General features: G+C 71.3%; 18 protein-coding genes. 7 read left to right on the forward strand and 11 right to left on the reverse strand.

Annotated features, from left to right (window positions below):
• Positions 1-3 precede the first annotated feature (3 nt).
• From ACWIHY_RS22860 to panB, 3 genes are all read right to left on the reverse strand, one after another.
• Entirely contained in the window at positions 4-852 is an 849-nt protein-coding gene (locus ACWIHY_RS22860) for an ABC transporter permease (protein WP_454377510.1), read from the reverse strand.
• Positions 849-1,889, reverse strand: a complete 1,041-nt coding sequence (locus ACWIHY_RS22865) for an ATP-binding cassette domain-containing protein (protein ID WP_454377511.1) — start codon at positions 1,887-1,889, stop codon at positions 849-851. The genes ACWIHY_RS22860 and ACWIHY_RS22865 overlap by 4 nt, the downstream gene beginning before the upstream one ends.
• Positions 1,890-2,039: 150 nt before the next feature.
• Complete coding sequence (gene panB / locus ACWIHY_RS22870; protein WP_454377512.1) at positions 2,040-2,903, reverse strand: 3-methyl-2-oxobutanoate hydroxymethyltransferase; 864 nt, start codon at positions 2,901-2,903, stop codon at positions 2,040-2,042.
• A 308-nt stretch (positions 2,904-3,211) separates the two neighbouring features.
• On the opposite strand from panB, the gene ACWIHY_RS22875 reads away from it, so the two are divergent.
• Both ACWIHY_RS22875 and ACWIHY_RS22880 read left to right on the forward strand, forming a co-directional pair.
• Entirely contained in the window at positions 3,212-4,234 is a 1,023-nt protein-coding gene (locus tag ACWIHY_RS22875) for an endonuclease/exonuclease/phosphatase family protein (protein WP_454377564.1), read from the forward strand.
• A gap of 117 nt (positions 4,235-4,351) precedes the next feature.
• Entirely contained in the window at positions 4,352-5,584 is a 1,233-nt protein-coding gene (locus ACWIHY_RS22880; protein WP_454377513.1) for an MFS transporter, read from the forward strand.
• 93 nt (positions 5,585-5,677) lie between these two features.
• On the opposite strand, the gene ACWIHY_RS22885 is transcribed toward ACWIHY_RS22880, so the two are convergent.
• Together ACWIHY_RS22885 and ACWIHY_RS22890 are read right to left on the reverse strand one after the other, a co-directional pair.
• Positions 5,678-7,438: an NAD+ synthase gene (locus ACWIHY_RS22885; protein WP_454377514.1), complete on the reverse strand. Its 1,761-nt coding sequence runs from the start codon at positions 7,436-7,438 to the stop codon at positions 5,678-5,680.
• Between the two features lie 123 nt (positions 7,439-7,561).
• A complete protein-coding gene (locus ACWIHY_RS22890; protein WP_454377515.1) occupies positions 7,562-8,311 on the reverse strand; it encodes a DUF4190 domain-containing protein in 750 nt (249 codons plus the stop codon).
• Between the two features lie 318 nt (positions 8,312-8,629).
• Here ACWIHY_RS22890 and ACWIHY_RS22895 point away from each other — a divergent pair, with 318 nt between their 5' ends.
• Together ACWIHY_RS22895 and ACWIHY_RS22900 are read left to right on the forward strand one after the other, a co-directional pair.
• Positions 8,630-9,316, forward strand: coding sequence for a DUF998 domain-containing protein (locus ACWIHY_RS22895; RefSeq protein WP_454377516.1), 687 nt, complete (start codon positions 8,630-8,632; stop codon positions 9,314-9,316).
• Positions 9,313-10,245 carry an alpha/beta fold hydrolase gene (locus ACWIHY_RS22900; protein WP_454377517.1) on the forward strand — a complete coding sequence of 311 codons (933 nt, stop codon included), beginning with the start codon at positions 9,313-9,315 and terminating at the stop codon, positions 10,243-10,245. Before ACWIHY_RS22895 ends, ACWIHY_RS22900 begins: the two co-directional genes overlap by 4 nt.
• On the opposite strand, the gene ACWIHY_RS22905 is transcribed toward ACWIHY_RS22900, so the two are convergent.
• From ACWIHY_RS22905 to ACWIHY_RS22915, 3 genes are all read right to left on the reverse strand, one after another.
• Positions 10,214-10,894 (reverse strand): DUF305 domain-containing protein, encoded by a 681-nt coding sequence (locus ACWIHY_RS22905; protein WP_454377518.1) that lies wholly within the window; start codon positions 10,892-10,894, stop codon positions 10,214-10,216. The genes ACWIHY_RS22900 and ACWIHY_RS22905 overlap by 32 nt on opposite strands.
• Positions 10,894-11,541 (reverse strand): DUF3105 domain-containing protein, encoded by a 648-nt coding sequence (locus ACWIHY_RS22910; RefSeq protein ID WP_454377519.1) that lies wholly within the window; start codon positions 11,539-11,541, stop codon positions 10,894-10,896. The genes ACWIHY_RS22905 and ACWIHY_RS22910 overlap by 1 nt, the downstream gene beginning before the upstream one ends.
• Positions 11,542-11,608: 67 nt before the next feature.
• Positions 11,609-11,947 (reverse strand): hypothetical protein, encoded by a 339-nt coding sequence (locus ACWIHY_RS22915; RefSeq protein ID WP_454377520.1) that lies wholly within the window; start codon positions 11,945-11,947, stop codon positions 11,609-11,611.
• Positions 11,948-12,120: 173 nt separating this feature from the next.
• Between ACWIHY_RS22915 and ACWIHY_RS22920 the strand changes: the two genes are divergently transcribed.
• Entirely contained in the window at positions 12,121-13,086 is a 966-nt protein-coding gene (locus tag ACWIHY_RS22920; protein WP_454377521.1) for an LLM class F420-dependent oxidoreductase, read from the forward strand.
• A gap of 33 nt (positions 13,087-13,119) precedes the next feature.
• Here the strand turns inward: ACWIHY_RS22920 and ACWIHY_RS22925 are convergent, their stop codons facing one another.
• Positions 13,120-13,509, reverse strand: a complete 390-nt coding sequence (locus tag ACWIHY_RS22925) for a VOC family protein (protein ID WP_454377522.1) — start codon at positions 13,507-13,509, stop codon at positions 13,120-13,122.
• A gap of 194 nt (positions 13,510-13,703) precedes the next feature.
• Between ACWIHY_RS22925 and ACWIHY_RS22930 the strand changes: the two genes are divergently transcribed.
• Complete coding sequence (locus ACWIHY_RS22930) at positions 13,704-14,087, forward strand: hypothetical protein (protein ID WP_454377523.1); 384 nt, start codon at positions 13,704-13,706, stop codon at positions 14,085-14,087.
• Positions 14,084-14,644: a DUF6328 family protein gene (locus ACWIHY_RS22935; RefSeq protein ID WP_454377524.1), complete on the forward strand. Its 561-nt coding sequence runs from the start codon at positions 14,084-14,086 to the stop codon at positions 14,642-14,644. Before ACWIHY_RS22930 ends, ACWIHY_RS22935 begins: the two co-directional genes overlap by 4 nt.
• Positions 14,645-14,691: 47 nt before the next feature.
• On the opposite strand, the gene ACWIHY_RS22940 is transcribed toward ACWIHY_RS22935, so the two are convergent.
• Together ACWIHY_RS22940 and ACWIHY_RS22945 are read right to left on the reverse strand one after the other, a co-directional pair.
• Entirely contained in the window at positions 14,692-16,227 is a 1,536-nt protein-coding gene (locus tag ACWIHY_RS22940) for a DEAD/DEAH box helicase (protein WP_454377525.1), read from the reverse strand.
• A gap of 343 nt (positions 16,228-16,570) precedes the next feature.
• Positions 16,571-16,774, reverse strand: coding sequence for a cold-shock protein (locus ACWIHY_RS22945; protein ID WP_028811307.1), 204 nt, complete (start codon positions 16,772-16,774; stop codon positions 16,571-16,573).
• Positions 16,775-16,863: the final 89 nt, after the last annotated feature.

Genomic DNA, 16,863 nt, shown 5'->3' on the forward strand with positions numbered 1-16,863 from the left:
GCGTCAGGTCTTCTTGCGGAACTTCGAGATCGCGAGCGGCGCCGTCACGAGCGTGATGGCGGCCGCCCAGGCCAGCACCATCCACACATCGCGGGCGATGGGCCCGCCGATGAACAGCCCGCGCGCCGCGTCCGCGAGGCTCGACAGCGGGTTGTAGTCGGTGAAGGTCTGGAGCCAGCCCGGCATCGTCGACGGCGGGGTGAAGATCGAGGACCCGAACTGCAGCGGCATCAGCACGAGCATCGCCATGCCCTGCACGGCCTGGGCCGTCTTGACGGAGAGCCCGATCAGGATGAACACCCACATCAGCGACGCGCCGAAGAGGAGCGAGAGCCCGACGGCCCCCAGTACGTGCAGGGGCGACGTACCGACCGACATGCCCAGCACGAAGCCCACGGCCAGCAGGATCGCGAAGGCGACCAGCATCCGGCCGACCTCGACGACGATCTTCGCCACGAGGACGGAGGACCGGGCGATCGGCATCGTACGGAACCGGTCCATGACCCCCTTCTGGAAGTCCTCGTTGATGCCGGTGCCGACCGCCATGGAGACGTTCAGGCCCATCATCGCCATCAGACCGGGCACCAGATAGCTGACGTACTCGTCCTGTTTGCCGTTACCGGCGACCGCGCCGCCGAAGACGAAGACGAAGAGCAGGGTGAAGACGATCGGCATCAGCAGGACGTCGAACATCGACTGCGGGTCCTGCTTGATCTGGAACGCGTTGCGGCGGGCCAGCGCGCCGATGTGGCGCAGATTGGCGCGCAGGCCGATCCTGCCCTCGCCGGCGCGCGCCTTCGTCGTCGTCTTCACGGGCGCGGGCGCCGGTGGGGTCACTGTCGCCGCGCTCATGCCGCGACCTCCTCGTGCTTGTTTTCCGCGGCGGACTCGACGGCCTCGGCCGCCGCGTCGCTCGTCTTCTCGCCCGTGATGGCCAGGAACACCTCGTCCAGGCTGGGCAGATGGGTCCCGATGTGCGCGATGCCGAAGCCGCGCGCGCCCAGCAGGCCGACCACGGCGGTCAGTTGCTCGTCGCTCAGGATCGGTACGTACAGCAGGCCCTCGCCGGCGTCGACCTGCGAGCCCGCGATGCCGTCGAGCCCCGCCTCGCCCAGCGCCCGCGCCATCGAGGACAGCAGCGCCGGGTCGGACGGACGGACCTCGAGCGTGCGCCCGCCGACCTTCGCCTTCAGTTCGTCGACCTTGCCGCCCGCGATGACGCGGCCGCGGTCGATGACCGTCAGCTCGCTCGCGAGCTGCTCGGCCTCCTCCATGTACTGGGTGGTGAGCAGCACGGTGACCCCCTCGCCCACCATCCGCTTGACCTCGTCCCACACCTCGTTGCGGGTACGGGGGTCGAGCCCGGTCGTGGGCTCGTCCAGGTAGAGCACGGCGGGCTGCCCGATCATGGACGCCGCCAGGTCGAGGCGCCGCCGCATGCCGCCGGAGTACTGCATCACCGGCTTCTTCGCGGCCTCGGTGAGCGAGAACCGCTCCAGCAGCTCGTCCGAGCGCCGGCGCGCGTCCTTGCGGGACAGATCGAGCAGGCGCCCGATCATGTAGAGGTTCTCCCAGCCGGCGAGCTTCTCGTCGACCGAGGCGTACTGCCCGGTGAGGCCTATGGTGCGGCGAAGCTGCCGGGGCTGCTTCACCACGTCGTACCCGGCCACGAAGGCCGTGCCGGCGTCCGGCTGGACCAGGGTGGACAGGCAGCGTACGAGAGTGGTCTTGCCGGCGCCGTTGGGCCCGAGGACACCGAGCACGGTGCCTTCCCGTACGTCCAGGTCCACGCCGTCCAGTGCCTTGGTCTCGCCGTAGTGCTTGACCAGTCCCCTTACCTCGACGGCGTTGGCCGCGCCGCCTGTGGGGCTCTTGTCGATTCGCGTCATGCCGACTATGAGAACAGCCACCACTGACAACGCGCCGACAGAACGCCGACAAGCGCCCACCCACGCCGACTGACGCCCACAAAACACCGACAGCCCGCCGATGGGGGATGTCGGCGGGCTGTCTGTGGTGCGGCAGTGGCTCCGGTGTGTCTAGTGGAAGGTGTGCTCCTCCTGCGGGAACGTTCCGCCGACGACATCGCCGGCGAACGCCTTCGCCGCGTCCCCGAGGGTCTGCCGCAGGTTCGCGTACTGCTTGGTGAAGCGCGGCACCTTGCCGCCCGTCAGACCCGCCATGTCGGTCCACACGAGGACCTGCGCGTCCGTGTCGGGCCCGGCGCCGATGCCGATGGTCGGAATGTGCAGCGAGCGCGTCACCTCGGCGGCCAGCTCGGCCGGTACGAGTTCCAGCACGATGGCGAAGGCACCCGCGTCCTGCGCCGCCTTCGCGTCCCGGAGCAGCTGGTGCGCGGCCTCGTCGCTGCGCCCCTGGACCCGGTAGCCCATGGTGTTCACGGACTGCGGCGTCAGGCCGAGGTGCGACATGACCGGGATGCCGGCCTTCACCAGCAGCTCGGTCTGGGCGTGCGAGCGCTCGCCGCCCTCCAGCTTCACCGCGCCCACGCCCGCGTCCTTGATCAGCCGGGTGGCGTTGCGCAGGGCCTGTACCGGGCCTTCCTGGTACGAGCCGAAGGGCAGGTCGCCGACGATGAGAGCGCGCGTGGTGCCCCGTACGACAGCGGCGGAGAGCAGCGTCATCTCGTCCATCGTGACGGGCACGGTGGTCTCGTAACCGAGGTGACAATTGCCCATGGAGTCGCCGACGAGCATGACCGGGATGCCGGCCTCGTCGAAGACCGAGGCGGTCATCGCGTCGTACGCGGTGAGCATGGGCCACTTCTCGCCGCGCTCCTTGGCGGCGGCGATGTCGTGGACGGTGATGCGGCGAGTGCCCTTGCCGCCGTACAGCGCCTTGCTGCTGTCGGCGGATGTCTTCTGGGCAGCCTGAAGCGTCATGACCAACGGCTCCTTCGAAATCTCGAGGCGCCCTGACGGCGTCCCCGGACCACGTCCATGGTGGCATCCCGGCGGTGCTCACGGGAAGTGGGGACTCGCGGCCGTCTCGCGAGCACTGGCTGGTTTGTGCGCGTTTCGTCACAGGCCGCCTCCGACGCGCCCGAACCGGAACCCCCCGCGCCGCGGTGTCGTCCTCGTGGCAGTACGGCCGTCGTGTGACGGCGGCAGGGAAATTCACCGGCCATCCCCTAGGGTCAGACGCGGGGCGGGGTGGTGTGCACGGCAAGGCAGTCAGTGAGGGCAGCGGAATGGCGCAGGCGTACATGACGGACACGGGGAACGGCAGCTCAGGGCCTGAGCGACCCGGGTCCCGGCTCCGGCGCCGCCTCGAAAGCCTGCGTCACGATCGTGGCATCTGGCGGCGCGGCATCGTCCTCGCGCTCTGCGCGGTGCTGCTCACGCTGCTGATGGTCTTCCACGCGGAGATCCCCAACACGGTCGGCAACCTCGGCAGCCTTACCGAAACCTTCCTCCCCTGGCTGGGCCTGGGCGTTCCGCTCCTGCTGGCGGGCGCCCTGCTGCGCCGCTCGGCGACCGCGCTCGTCGCGCTGCTGCTGCCGGCCGTGGTCTGGCTCAATCTCTTCGGCGGCCTGCTCACCGACAAGGCGGGCCCCGGCGGCAATCTCACCGTCGCCACCCACAACGTCAACGCCGACAATCCGGACGCCGGGGGCACGGCCCGCGAGCTGGCCGATTCCGGCGCCGACGTCGTGGCGCTGGAGGAGCTCAAGGCCGGCGAGGTGCCGGGTTACGAGCGCGCCCTGTCCGGTACGTACAAGTACCACGCGGTGCAGGGCACGGTCGGTCTCTGGAGCAAGTACCCCATGACGGACACCGGTCCCGTCGACATCAAGATGGGCTGGACGCGCGCGATGCGCTCCACGGTGGCCACCCCGGCGGGCGACGTGGCGGTGTACGTCGCCCACCTCCCCTCGGTCCGGGTGAAGGTCGACGCCGGCTTCACGGCCGGGCAGCGTGACGACAGCGCGGACGCGCTGGGCGAGGCCATCGCCCGGGAGCGTGTCGGCAAGGTGATCCTCCTGGGCGACCTGAACGGCACCATGAACGACCGCGCCCTGAACGCTGTCACCTCGCAGATGCGGTCCACGCAGGGCGCGGCGGGCGACGGCTTCGGCTTCAGCTGGCCCGCGTCGTTCCCGATGGCGCGGATCGACCAGATCATGGTCAAGGGGATCAAGCCGGTGTCGTCCTGGGCGCTGGGGGACACGGGCAGTGACCACCTCCCGATCGCGGCGCGGGTCGAAATCTGACCCGCGCACGCCCGCCCGCAACCCCGCGTTCACGCCGGGGAACAATTCACCTGAGAGACTTTGTTCAGTACGGGAACGTATTCGCGTACTCCGCCCCGCCCACTGAAAAGGTCTCCCATGCCCCGGCCGCCCCGGCCCGTAGCCCTGCTCGCCCTCGCCGTCAGCGCCTTCGGCATCGGCACCACCGAGTTCGTGATGATGGGCCTGCTGCCCAATGTCGCGGACGACCTGGGTACCTCGGTGCCCACCGCCGGCTACCTCGTGTCGGCGTACGCCATCGGTGTCGTCATCGGCGCCCCGCTGCTCACGGCGCTTGGTTCCCGCATCCCGCGCAAGCGCATGCTGCTGCTCCTGATGGCCCTCTTCACCGTGGGCAACCTCGCGTCCGCCCTGGCCCCCGGGTTCGGCTGGCTGGTGGCGGGGCGCGTGCTCGCAGGGCTGCCGCACGGGGCGTTCTTCGGCGTCGGCGCGGTGGTCGCGGCGCGGCTGGTCGCGGACGGGCGGCAGGCGCGGGCCGTCGCGACGATGTTCCTCGGCCTCACGGTCGCCAACATCGTCGGCGTCCCCGCCGCCACGCTCCTCGGCCAGCACCTCGGCTGGCGCGCGACGTTCCTGGTGGTGGCCGCGATCGGGCTGGTCGCGATGGCGGCGCTGGCCCGGCTGGTCCCGTACGTCCCGGTGGACGCGCGGCAGAGCGTACGCCGTGAACTGCGCACCCTGGGCAACCGTCAGGTCCTGCTCGGCCTGCTCACCGCCGTCTTCGGCTTCGCCGGTGTCTTCGCCGTCTACTCCTACCTGGCCTCGATGACGACCGAGGTCATGGGCTTCGGCGAGTCCTCGGTGACGCTCGTCCTGGCCCTGTTCGGCATCGGCATGACGCTGGGCGCCCTGGCGGCGGGCCCGCTGACCGACCGCGCCCTGCGCCCGACGCTCTACGGCTCGCTGGGCACGCTGATGGTTGTCCTGCTGGCCTTCAACTACACGGCGCACGTGCGGTGGGCGGCGCTGGTCACCGTGGTGGTGCTGGGCGCGGTGGGCTTCATGACCACGACTCCGCTCCAGATGCTGGTGATGAACAAGGCCAAGGACGCGCCCACGCTGGCGTCGGCCTCCAACCACTCGGCGTTCAACCTCGCCAACGCGGGCGGCGCGTGGCTCGGCGGCACGGCGATCACGGCGGGCTGGGGCTGGATGAGCCCGACGCTGGTCGGCGCGGTGCTGGCGGCGGCGGGCCTCGGCATCGCGGTCGTGGCGGGCGCCCTGGACCGGGCCCCGGCTTCGTCCCGCTCCCGCGTGGTCGCGTCGGGCGACGCGGCACCCCGCGAACCGGCTCGCGACACAGTGGCCTGACGGGGTGGACGGGGGGCGACGGGCCCCGGGAAGCCCGCCGTCAGGCACACCGCCGGCTGGAGGGGCGGGGCTCCCGTCCCTCCAGCCGCAGCGTCACACCGACTCGCGCCACCGGTTGGTGATCGGCAGGCGGCGGTCCTTGCCGAAGCCCTTCGCGGAGATCTTCGTGCCCGGCGGGTACTGCCGGCGCTTGTACTCCGCCGTGTCCACCATCCGCAGTGTCCTCACGACCAGCGCCCGGTCGAACCCGGCGGCCACGATCGCCTCCAGGCCCTGGTCCTTGTCGACGTACATCTCCAGGATCCGGTCCAGGACCTCGTAGTCCGGCAGGGAGTCGGTGTCCACCTGCCCCGGCCGCAGTTCCGCGCTCGGCGGCTTCGAGATGGAGTTCTCCGGGATCGGCGGGGTCTGGCCGCGCTCCTCGGCCGCCTTGTTCCGCCACCGCGCCAGCGCGAAGATCCACGTCTTGTAGACGTCCTTGATCGGCCCGTACGCGCCGACCGAGTCGCCGTACAGCGTCGAATAGCCCACCGCCAGCTCGGACTTGTTGCCCGGCGCGAGCACGATCTGGCCCTCCTGGTTGGAGATGGCCATCAGTGTCGTGCCGCGCAGCCGTGACTGGAGGTTCTCCTCGGCCAGTCCGGTGAGTCCGAGCGCGTCCATGTACGCGTCGAACATCGGCTCGATCGCGACGGTCCGGTAGTTCAGCCCGGTACGCCGCGCCAGCTCGGCCGCGTCGCCCTTGGAATGGTCCGAGGAGTACTTCGACGGCATGGACACGCCGTAGACGTTCTGCGCACCCAGCGCGTCGCACGCGATCGCGGCCACGAGCGCCGAGTCGATGCCCCCGGAGAGCCCGACCAGGACCTTGCTGAAGCCGTTCTTGGCGGCGTACGCGCGCAGGCCCACGACCAGCGCCGAGTACACCTCCTCCTCGTCCTCCAGGCGCTCGGCGTAACCACCCGTCAGCTCGGGCTCGTACGCCGGCAGGGACTCCTCGGAGAGGACCACGCGCTCGATCTGGAGTCCGTCGTCGACGATTCCGGCCGGGGCGTCCTCGACCGGGACCGCCGTCGGCAGGTCCAGGTCGAGCAGCATGCTGCCCTCCGAGAACTGCGGTGCGCGCGCGACGACTTCGCCGTCCTTGTCGCAGACGATCGAGTCACCGTCGTAGACCAGCTCGTCCTGGCCGCCGATCATCGCGACGTACGCCGTCGTGCAGCCCGCCTCCCGGGCACGCTTGCGCACCAGCTCGAGTCGGCTGTCGTCCTTGTGGACCTCGTACGGCGAGGCGTTGATGGAGACCAGCAGACCCGCGCCGGCGGACCGGGTGGCCGGCACGCGGCCGCCGTCCTGCCAGAGGTCCTCACAGATGGCGAGGGCGACGTCGACGCCGTGCACGCGGATGACGGGCATCGAGTCACCCGGAACGAAGTACCGGAACTCGTCGAAAACGCCGTAATTCGGGAGGTGGTGTTTGGCGAAGGACAGCGCCACCTTGCCGCGGTGCAGCACGGCGGCGGCGTCCTGCGGGGATCCGGCGGGCTGGCCGTAGCGCGGCTGGGCCTTCTCGCAGCGGTCGAGGTAGCCGACGACGACGGGGATCTCCCCGAAGCCCTCCTCGGCCAGACGCGCCGCGAGCGCGCGCACGGCGTCGCGCGAGGCCTCGACGAAGGACGACCGCAGCGCGAGATCCTCGACGGGGTATCCGGTCAGCGCCATCTCGGGGAACGCCACCAGGTGGGCGCCCTGCTCGGCGGCGTGCCGGGTCCAGTGGACGATCGATTCGGCGTTGCCGGTGAGGTCGCCGACGGTCGAGTCGATCTGATTCAGAGCGAGGCGTAGTTGAGGCACGCGCCCCAGTCTAATCGTCTGTCTGACGCGATGTCCTGGCAGACCGCACGGAGGCGTGTGCCCCGCCCCTCGGGGCATGTCCTCGCGTGCCCCCTCACCGCGCCGGCCCGGCCCGCCCCAGGGTCACTCGAGCGGGCCCGTCCAGATGGTGTCGTCGTACTCCATCACGTCGGGACTGAAGTCGACCCGCATCCGGTCCGCCGCGTCGGCCGGCAGGGAGTAGGCGTACTTCCCCACGGATCGCTTTCCGGGGAGAAGGTTGCCGCTGAGGACCTTCTGGCGCCCGCTGCCGTCGATGATCAGCTCCGCGTCGGCCCCGTCGGCGTCGCTCACGTTCGGCAGGCCCGTCTTGAAGTCGACCGCCTTCGTGCCGTCGTTGACGGCGACAACGGTCACCTGGACCGCCTTGTTGCCCTTCGCGTGGCCGATGACGTAGGCGTCCGGCACGAACGGCTGCGGCTTCGAGACGGAGATCTTCAAGCCGTTCTCGTACGTGTACGTCTCGCCGAAGGTCAGGTTCCGCGCCTCCTCCGCCGCCGCGGACGCCGACGCCTCCGCCTTTGCGGACGCCTCCGCCGACTCCTGCGCGGCCTTCGCCGACTCGGCCTCCTCCCGGATGCCGTCGACGAACTCCGTGGCCTTCGAGACGGTGAACACCCCGCCGCCGACGGCGAGCAGGAGGCCGACGCCGCCGAGCACCGCACCGGCGAGCGCCATGCCCCTGTTCGCCGCCACGCCCTTGCGTACGTGGCCGAGCCCGACGAGGCCGAAGACCAGCGCCAGCAGGGCGGGCAGCCACGACATCCAGAACAGGAACACCGTGAGGCCGAGGACGACGCCGCACATACCGAGCACCAGAGCGCTGACGCCCATGCCGTTACGGTGCCGCTCCGGCGATGGGGGCAACGCCTGGAACCCGGGCGGGGGAGGTCCCCAGGGGTTCTGGTCGGAGGGCGGGGCAGGCAGGGTCATCCGACGTCCTTGAGGCGTGGCGAACGAGAGTTCGACGAGATTATCAGCGGGGCTCACCGCGCTCCATCGCCCTTGTCCGGGGCGGGCCGCACGGTGCGGCGCACCCCGGCGACGCCTCCGCATCCCGGCGCATCCGGTCCCGGCGACCCCGGCGACCCCGGCGCATCCCGGCCACCGCCGCGCCGCAGACCGTGGCTCCGCAGTAGCGTTCATGTCACTATGCCGATTGCGTCTCTCCGCGGTACCCCGCCCGTCGCCGTCCTCCTCGTCCTCGGCGCCGTCGTGTACACCGCCTGGGTGCTCGAAGCCGTCCTCGGGACCGGCCTCGACCCCCTGCGCACGTACGTCAGCGAACTGGCCGCCGCCGGGGAGCCGTTCGGCGGCCTCTTCCGGACCACCGATCTCCTCGCGGGCCTGCTGATCCTCGCGGGCGCGGTCTGGGCCTTCGTCAGGTACCGCCCGCGCGGCCGGTGGGACGTCACCGGCTGGGTGGCACTCGCCGTATTCGGCGCCGCCACCGCGGCCGACTCCCGGCTGCCGCTGAGCTGCGCACCGACCGTGGACGCGGTGTGCGCGGCCCGGGAGGCGGCCGGATTCGTCCCGGCCACCCACGCGGCGCACGCGTGGAGCAGCAGCATCGCGTCGACCGCGGCCGTCATCGGCGTCGTGGCGCTCACCGTCGCCGCCCGCCGCCACGGCCGCCGCTCGCTCCTCGCCCGCAGCGGACCGGCCATAGTGACGGCCGAACTGGCGGCCACCGTCTGGACCCTGACCTCCATCGCCGCGTTCGAGGCCGGCAACGGCACCTGGTTCCTGGGAGCGGGGCAGCGGCTCCAGGTTCTCCTCGCGGCGCTCTGGCTGGTCGTGCTCGCCTGGTCGGTGGCACGCGAGAAGCTGTACGAGTGACCTCGACCGGGAGTTTCATCAGCATCGGCGGAGCGGCGCACCATGTGGTCGTCGAGGGCAGCGGCCCGGTGTGCGTGCTGAGCGCCGGGCTCGGCATGAGCTGGTTCGACTGGGATCCCGTCGTGGAACTGCTCGCCCCCTTGCGCACGGTCGTACGGTTCGACCGCCCCGGCCACGGCCTGAGCGCCCCGGCCCCCGCCGCCACGCCGCCGACCGCCGCGGGCGAGGCGCACCGCATCGCCGCGATCCTCGACGCGCTGGGCCCGGTCGGCCGGCCCCGCAGCCCCGTCACCGTCGTCGGGCACTCCGTGGCCGGCTTCCACGCGGAGGCCTTCGCCCGCCTGTACCCGGCCCGTACGGCCTCGGTCGTACTCGTCGACTCCAGCGTCGAGGAGCACGCGCGCAGGCCCGCCGTCCCCGCCCTGCGCACCGCCGTGACACGGGCCCTGGGCACGGCCCTCTCCGCCGCCGGGCTCCCGGCGGCGCTCGGGCCGCTCGCGCGCCGCACGGTGGTGCGCGCGGGCCGCACGGCCCCGGCGGGCCGGAGCGGCAGCGGCGGTGACCCGGCCCCCGCCCCGCTCGTACGCCGCTGCTACCGCACCTCGCGCGTTCTGCGCGGGGCGCTCCGCGAGAACACCCACTACCGCGCGGTCGCCGCCGGGCTCCTCGACCTGCGCCCACGCCACCCGCTGCCCGAAGGCGTCCCGGTCACGGTCCTCGCGGCGTACGACGGACGAGGCGGGCGGGGCGCGCTGCGCTGGCTCGAACGCCAGCGCCGCCTCGCGAGCGTGCTCGGTGCCCGCTACGAAGTCGCCGAGCCCTCAGGCCACTTGGTGATGCTGGACCGCCCGGACGCGGTGGTCCGGGCGGTCACGCAAGCCGGGCAGCCGGCCCCGGTCAGGGACGGACGGCCGCGCCCCGCGCCTTGAGCAGGTCGGCCATCAGAGCGATCTCCGACTGCTGGGCGTCCACCATGCCCTGCGCCAGCGACCGCTCCGTGGCGACGTCGCACCGGTCGGCGCAGCCCTGTGCCATCGTGACGCCGCCCTTGTGGTGGGCGGTCATCAGCCGGAGGTAGAGGATCTCCGCCTGCTTGCCGTCCGCCTCCCGGAGCTTCGCCAGGTCGGTCCTGGTCGCCATGCCGGGCATGAGCGACCCGTCCCGCGCCTCGTGCGCACCGAGCCCGCCGTGTTCCCCGTGCCCGGAGCCGGCCTCGGCCATCCAGGCCATCGGCTCGTCCGAGGAGACCTTGGGCAGCCCCCACAGGTCGAGCCAGCCGAGCATCATGCCCCGCTGGTTCGCCTGGGTGTTGGCGATGTCGTACGCCAGTCGGCGTACCTCTTCGTCCTTCGTGCGGTCGCGCACGATGAACGACATCTCCACCGCCTGCTGGTGGTGCACCGACATGTCCCGCGCGAAGCCCGCGTCCGCGGAGTCCTCGCCGGGTGTACGGGAAGCCGCGGAACGTCCTCCGCCGTCGCCCTCGTTGCCGTTCCCGGCGGCGACCGTGACGGCCCCGGCGGCGAAGAGCAGCGCGAGCACGACGGCGGTGACGGCTGCCCAGTACGTACGCGTCATCACTGAGCCATTCCGCCCGTGCACGCCGCGCCGGGCTCGGGCGTCTGCGGCCCCTGCACGTACTTCGTGAAGAACTGGTCGACCCGGGGGTCAGTGGCGCTGTCCACGGTCACCTGCTTGCCCCACGCGCTGAGCATGAGGGCACCGGACTGGTCCTTGACCGGGCTCATCAGGGAGTAGGGGGTCTTGCCGACCTTCTCGGCGAGCTTCTTGATGTCGGCGTCGGACGCCTTGTCGTTGTACGTCACCCACACCGCGCCGTGCTCGAGCGAGTGCACCGCGTTGACCTTGGGGAGTTCCTTCTTGTAGACGTCCCCCTCGCAGTTCATCCAGACCTGCGAGTGGTCACCGCCCACCGGCGGCGTCATCGGGTAGGAGACGTCCTTGGTGACGTGGTTGCGACCCAGCTTCTTGGCGTCCCAGGACTTCTCCTCCTTCACGGGCGCCTTGGCCTGGGCCGCCTTCTGTTCCTTCTTCTCCGACTCCTGGAGGAAGACGTACGAGCCGAATCCGACCAGGCCGGCCACGACGGCCGTGCTGATGCCGATCACGAGGAAACGGGTTCTGCGCTCGCGGGCCTGCTCGGCGCGGCGCATCTCCTCTATTCGGGCCTTGCGCGACGCGCCGGCGGTCTTGTTGGAAGCCATGGTGTGAGTCCTTCGCCTGCTGGGAGGGGGGTGGTGGATGCGGACGTCCCGGGTGCGGGCGGCCGGGCTACGTCCGCATCACCTGAAGGACATGGCGCCCAGGGGTTCGCGGCAGCACGTCGGACCCGCGCGCCGGACCGGCGGCGGCCGGCGGTGCGGAGTACTGCGGTTCGGCGGCCACCGGCGTGGCCGGCGGTGGCGCGGTGAGCACGGCGGGGGACAGGTGCGGGAAGACGCCGCAGTGCGGGGAGTCGTACGGGCAGATGTACGCGGGCCCGTCCTGCGCGGGCGTCGCGGTCGTCGCGACGGCGGCAGCGGCTCCGTGGTGCTCCCGGGGTTCGGGGCCCGTCCCCAGACAGACGAAGAGCGCGGCGAGGAGCGTCGCCACGGCGCTCAGCAGCGCCATGGGACGTGTGGTGCGCCTGGTGCGCCGGGTGCGGGATTGCCGCCGTCCCCCCATGGGCGGAAATCGTAGTGCGCGGCGGCAGTCCGTATGTCATACGGGTTGCATCCCGTTGCCTCTCGTCCCGTGCCGTGGGGAGGATGTTTCGCGCCCGGGCGATCGGCAACCCGCCGTTCATGGTGCAAATCGGATACACGATGATGACCGAGCAGGCCGGGCCCCGTGAACTGGTCGACCATGTGGTCGCCGCCGAGCGCGCTGGATTCGACTTCTCCGTGACCTCGGACCACTACTTCCCCTGGCTGACCGAACAGGGCCACGCCCCGTACGCCTGGAGCGTGCTCGGCGCGGCGGCCCAGGCCACCTCCCGCATCCCCCTGATGACGTACGTGACCTGCCCGACCGTCCGCTACCACCCCGCGGTCGTGGCCCAGAAGGCCGCGACCGTGCAGCTTCTCTCCGAGGGCCGCTTCCGGCTCGGCCTCGGCTCCGGCGAGAACCTCAACGAGCACATCGTCGGTACCGGCTGGCCCGCCGCGCACGTCCGCCTGGAGATGCTGGAGGAAGCCGTCGGCATCATCCGCGCGCTGTTCGCCGGCGGCGACGTGAGCCACCACGGCACGCACTACGACGTCGAGAACGCCCGGCTCTGGGACCTGCCCGGCCTGCTCCCGCCGATCGGTGTCGCCGTCTCAGGCGAGCGCTCCTGCGAGATCGCCGGCCGTCTCGGCGACCTGCTCATCGCCACCGAGCCGAAGAGCGAGCTCCTGCACGCCTTCGACCGTCACGGCGGCAGCGGGAAGCCCCGGATCGGGCAGCTGCCCGTCTGCTTCGACGCCGACCGGGACGCGGCGGTCGAGCGGGCGCACCAGCAGTTCCGCTGGTTCGCCGGCGGCTGGAAGGTCAACTCCGAGCTGCCGGGGCCCGCCGGATTCGCGGGGGCCACCCGGTTCGTACGGCCCGAGGACGTCGCCGAGTCCATTCCGTGCGGCTCGGACATCGAGACGTTCGTCGAGGCGGTACGGCCGTACGCCGAGGCGGGCTTCACGGAGATCGCGCTGGTCCAGGTGGGCGGCGAGCACCAGCAGCCGTTCATCGACTGGGCGGAGAAGGCGCTGCTCCCGGCCCTGCGCGACCTCTGAGCCGGGACGGCGGCCGCACCGCCGCGGCCGCCGTCAGCGCGGAGCGAACTTGTGAGCGAGCGTGAACGAGTGCCCGGCGGGGTCGGAGTACACGCGTTCGTCGCGCGGCCCGCTGTTGTTCTTCGTGTCCACGGGCCGCGCGCCGAGGCTCACCGCCTCGCGCTCCGCCTCGTCCATGTCACCGCGCTCCACCAGGATCCGCAGATGCGCCTGCTGGGAGTCCTCCGGGCGCGGCCAGCTGGGCGGCGCGTAACCGTGGTCCCTGCGAATCGCCAGACAGACGCCTTGCTGGCCCACGACCTCGACAAAGTCCGGGTTGGTGCCGGTACGGGCCTCCGCGCCCAGGAGGCCGGCGTAGAACTCCGCCAGCACCTCCGGTTCCGCGCAGTCCAGGACAAGAACGCTCTCTTTCGCGACCGTCATGTGCTCTCCCCAATCCCCGGTGGGCCGGACGGCCCATGACCCGCGTACCCAGTGGGTGCGGCGGCACACGGACCGTTACGGAGCGCCGGAGCGGAAGCATTTCGGCCGGGGAAGCGGGTACTCGCTCCGGTCGCGCACGCGATCCCGCCGGGTGAGCCTGGGGATCGGCGACGACGAGAGAAAGAAGCCCGACAGTGAACAGCACGGAACACCCCGGAACGCAGGTCCATGTGGAACTCACCGGCAGCTCCAAGGAGGACGCCAACGCCGTCTTCGGAGCGCTGTGCACCGCCTTCGAGTCCGACCGCGAGCCGGACGAGGAACTGCACAACGGCGTGAACGGACGCCCGATGGTGTGGAGCGCGACCTACGACGTGTTCGGCGTACGGGAACAGGCCGCCCCCGGGCGGCTGTCGAAGCCCGTCACCGTCACACTCCAGGGCGGGTACCGCGCGGTCGAGGAGCTGCGTGAGCAGCTCGAAGCGGCGTTCGCCGTGCAGGAGGAGGGTTCCGTCTCCGGCGATCAGGAGAAGGAGCTCCAGCTGCGCCTGGAGAGCCGGCCCGGGACCTCGCCATGACGGACGGGGACAGGGCGGGCGTCAGGCCGGAGGACCGCAGGGGCGACCCGAGGGGTCCCAAGGGTCCCAACGGCCCGGAGTACCTGCGCCGCGGCCGTCATGAGACCGAGGAAGAGCGGGCGGACCGGCTCTGGGCGGAGCTGCTCCAGGAACTGCGGGTCGCCCAGACCGGCGTACAGATCCTCTTCGGCTTCCTGCTGACCGTCGTCTTCCAGCCGCGTTTCACCGAGCTGTCCCCGACCGACCAGGACATCTACGTCGTCACAGTCGTGCTGGGCGCGGCCACGGTGGGCGCGCTCGTCGGCCCCGTGTCCTTCCACCGGCTGGTCACCGGCCGCCGGATCAAGCCGCAGACGGTCCTGTGGGCGTCGAGGCTCACCGTCGTCGGACTCGTGCTCATGCTCTGCACGATGGCGTCGGCCCTGCTGCTGATCCTGCGCGTGGTGGTGCGTGACACCACCGCGATGTGGCTGGTCGGCGGTCTCGTGCTGTGGTTCGTCCTGTGCTGGTTCGTGCTGCCCGCCTGGGCCCGGCACGCCAGTGCGGGCAGGGACTGACCGGAGTCACTCCCTGCCCGCACCTGGATCAAGCCGTGCCGCTGCGCCTACGCGGCGCCGCCGCGGCTGCCGGCCGCGCTGCTGCCTGCGCCGCTGCCGCCGTAGGAGCGGCGGCGCGCCTGCGCCGGGGCGCTGCGGCGACCGCGCTGCGAGGACGCGCTGCGGGCCGGGCGCTCCCTGACGGGCGACGAGATGGTGACCGGCACGCCGGAGGGCGCCTGCGCACCGGTGATCCGGGTCAGCTCGGCGTCGCCGGAGCGGACCTGGGCGGTCTGCGGGGTGATGCCCGCGGCCTGCATCAGGCGGGACATCTCGCGGCGCTGGTTGGGCTGCACCAGCGTGACGACGCTGCCGGACTCGCCGGCGCGGGCGGTACGGCCGCCGCGGTGCAGGTAGTCCTTGTGGTCGGTCGGCGGGTCGACGTTGACGACCAGGTCGAGGTTGTCGACGTGGATGCCGCGGGCCGCGACATTGGTCGCCACCAGCACGGTCACGTGCCCGCTCTTGAACTGGTCGAGCGTGCGCGTGCGCTGCGGCTGCGACTTCCCGCCGTGCAGCGCGGCCGCCCGTACGCCGCTGGCCAGCAGGTCGCGGGTCAGCCGGTCGACGGCGTGCTTGGTGTCCAGGAACATGATCACCTTGCCGTCGCGGGCGGCGATCTCTGTGGCCGTGGCCTGCTTGTCGGCCGGGTGGACGTGCAGCAGGTGGTGCTCCATCGTCGTCACGGCGCCCTGCGCGGCGTCGACCGAGTGGACCACCGGGTCGGTGAGGTAGTTGCGGACCAGCTTGTCGACATTGCGGTCGAGGGTGGCCGAGAAGAGCATCGTCTGGCCCTCGGGGGCGACCTGCTGGAGCAGCTCGGTGACCTGCGGCATGAAGCCCATGTCGGTCATCTGGTCGGCCTCGTCCAGCACCGTGATCTTCACCTGGTCCAGGCGGCAGTCGCGGCGGTCGATGAGGTCCTTGAGCCGGCCCGGGGTCGCCACGACGACCTCGGCACCAGTGCGCAGCGCGCCGGCCTGGCGGCCGATCGACATGCCGCCGACGACCGTGGCGACCCGCAGCCGCACGGCGCGGGCGTACGGCGTCAGGGCGTCGGTGACCTGCTGGGCGAGCTCACGGGTGGGTACGAGCACCAGGGCCAGCGGCTGACGCGGCTCGGCGCGCTTTCCGGCCGTCCTGGCCAGCAGCGCGAGCCCGAAGGCGAGCGTCTTGCCGGAGCCGGTACGGCCGCGGCCCAGGACATCGCGCCCGGTCAGCGTGTTCGGCAGGGTGGCGGCCTGGATCGGGAACGGCACGGTCACGCCCTGGGCGGTGAGCGCCGTCAGCAGGGCCGCGGGCATGTCCAGCTCGTCGAAGGCCTCGACGGCGGGCAGTGCGGGCGAGGTGCCGACCGGCAGGGCGAACTCGCCCTGCGGCGCGGAGGACCGGCGCTGGGGGGACCGGCCGGAGGAGCCGGAAGAGCGGCTGGGGCCCGCCGGGCGGAAGCGCTCGCCGCGGTCACTGGTGCGGCCGGCGAAGTTGCCGCCGGCACGGGTACGGGAAAATCGTTCACGGTCGTTCGAACGTGTGGCGCGGTTCATCTGAACCCTCCTCGATGGGCACGTATCGAGGAATTCCGGGCAGCGGTGACCGCGTGGGTTACTGCCGCAAGGAATCGCAAGAACGAGCCGTAATTAAAAAGCCGAAATGAAGCCGACCGAAAAGGTTTGAAAGCCTTTTGGTCGGGAGCTTCGAAGTGGCTGCAGTCCGCACAAAGAAAGCGCGGACGGGCGGGGCGACGAGAATCGCGGCCTCCGCTGATGAGTCGGCCGCGCGATAGGGGCGGCCGAGTCGGGGCAACGATTCAAAGCAACGAACTTCAAAGCAACGAGACGGGGCCCGCACCCTCAGGTGCGGGCCCCGACCGTGTAGTACGCGTCAGCGTCAGGCGGGAACGATGTTCTCGGCCTGCGGGCCCTTCTGGCCCTGCGTGACGTCGAAGGTCACCTTCTGGCCTTCCTGAAGCTCACGGAAGCCCTGGGTGGCGATGTTGGAGTAGTGGGCGAAGACGTCAGCGCCGCCACCCTCCTGCTCGATGAAGCCGAAACCCTTTTCGGCGTTGAACCACTTCACGGTGCCAGAAGCCATGTCATTCTCCTTTGGAGCAGTGCCGGAGCCAGCCCTGTGCGGACTCCGAGTCGCGTTGCCGCGATGATTGCCCCGTCCGGAACAAAGCA

The organism is Streptomyces sp. NPDC055287 (assembly GCF_053646035.1).

What these genes read in the sequence shown, in the direction of transcription:
- ACWIHY_RS22860 (WP_454377510.1), bottom strand. Translation starts at nt 852, where the DNA reads ATGAGCGCGGCGACAGTGACCCCACCGGCGCCCGCGCCCGTGAAGACG.
- ACWIHY_RS22865 (WP_454377511.1), bottom strand. Translation starts at nt 1,889, where the DNA reads ATGACGCGAATCGACAAGAGCCCCACAGGCGGCGCGGCCAACGCCGTC.
- panB (WP_454377512.1), bottom strand. Translation starts at nt 2,903, where the DNA reads ATGACGCTTCAGGCTGCCCAGAAGACATCCGCCGACAGCAGCAAGGCG.
- ACWIHY_RS22875 (WP_454377564.1), top strand. Translation starts at nt 3,212, where the DNA reads ATGGCGCAGGCGTACATGACGGACACGGGGAACGGCAGCTCAGGGCCT.
- ACWIHY_RS22880 (WP_454377513.1), top strand. Translation starts at nt 4,352, where the DNA reads ATGCCCCGGCCGCCCCGGCCCGTAGCCCTGCTCGCCCTCGCCGTCAGC.
- ACWIHY_RS22890 (WP_454377515.1), bottom strand. Translation starts at nt 8,311, where the DNA reads ATGGGCGTCAGCGCTCTGGTGCTCGGTATGTGCGGCGTCGTCCTCGGC.
- ACWIHY_RS22895 (WP_454377516.1), top strand. Translation starts at nt 8,630, where the DNA reads ATGCCGATTGCGTCTCTCCGCGGTACCCCGCCCGTCGCCGTCCTCCTC.
- ACWIHY_RS22905 (WP_454377518.1), bottom strand. Translation starts at nt 10,894, where the DNA reads ATGACGCGTACGTACTGGGCAGCCGTCACCGCCGTCGTGCTCGCGCTG.
- ACWIHY_RS22910 (WP_454377519.1), bottom strand. Translation starts at nt 11,541, where the DNA reads ATGGCTTCCAACAAGACCGCCGGCGCGTCGCGCAAGGCCCGAATAGAG.
- ACWIHY_RS22915 (WP_454377520.1), bottom strand. Translation starts at nt 11,947, where the DNA reads ATGGCGCTGCTGAGCGCCGTGGCGACGCTCCTCGCCGCGCTCTTCGTC.
- ACWIHY_RS22920 (WP_454377521.1), top strand. Translation starts at nt 12,121, where the DNA reads ATGGTGCAAATCGGATACACGATGATGACCGAGCAGGCCGGGCCCCGT.
- ACWIHY_RS22925 (WP_454377522.1), bottom strand. Translation starts at nt 13,509, where the DNA reads ATGACGGTCGCGAAAGAGAGCGTTCTTGTCCTGGACTGCGCGGAACCG.
- ACWIHY_RS22935 (WP_454377524.1), top strand. Translation starts at nt 14,084, where the DNA reads ATGACGGACGGGGACAGGGCGGGCGTCAGGCCGGAGGACCGCAGGGGC.
- ACWIHY_RS22940 (WP_454377525.1), bottom strand. Translation starts at nt 16,227, where the DNA reads ATGAACCGCGCCACACGTTCGAACGACCGTGAACGATTTTCCCGTACC.
- ACWIHY_RS22945 (WP_028811307.1), bottom strand. Translation starts at nt 16,774, where the DNA reads ATGGCTTCTGGCACCGTGAAGTGGTTCAACGCCGAAAAGGGTTTCGGC.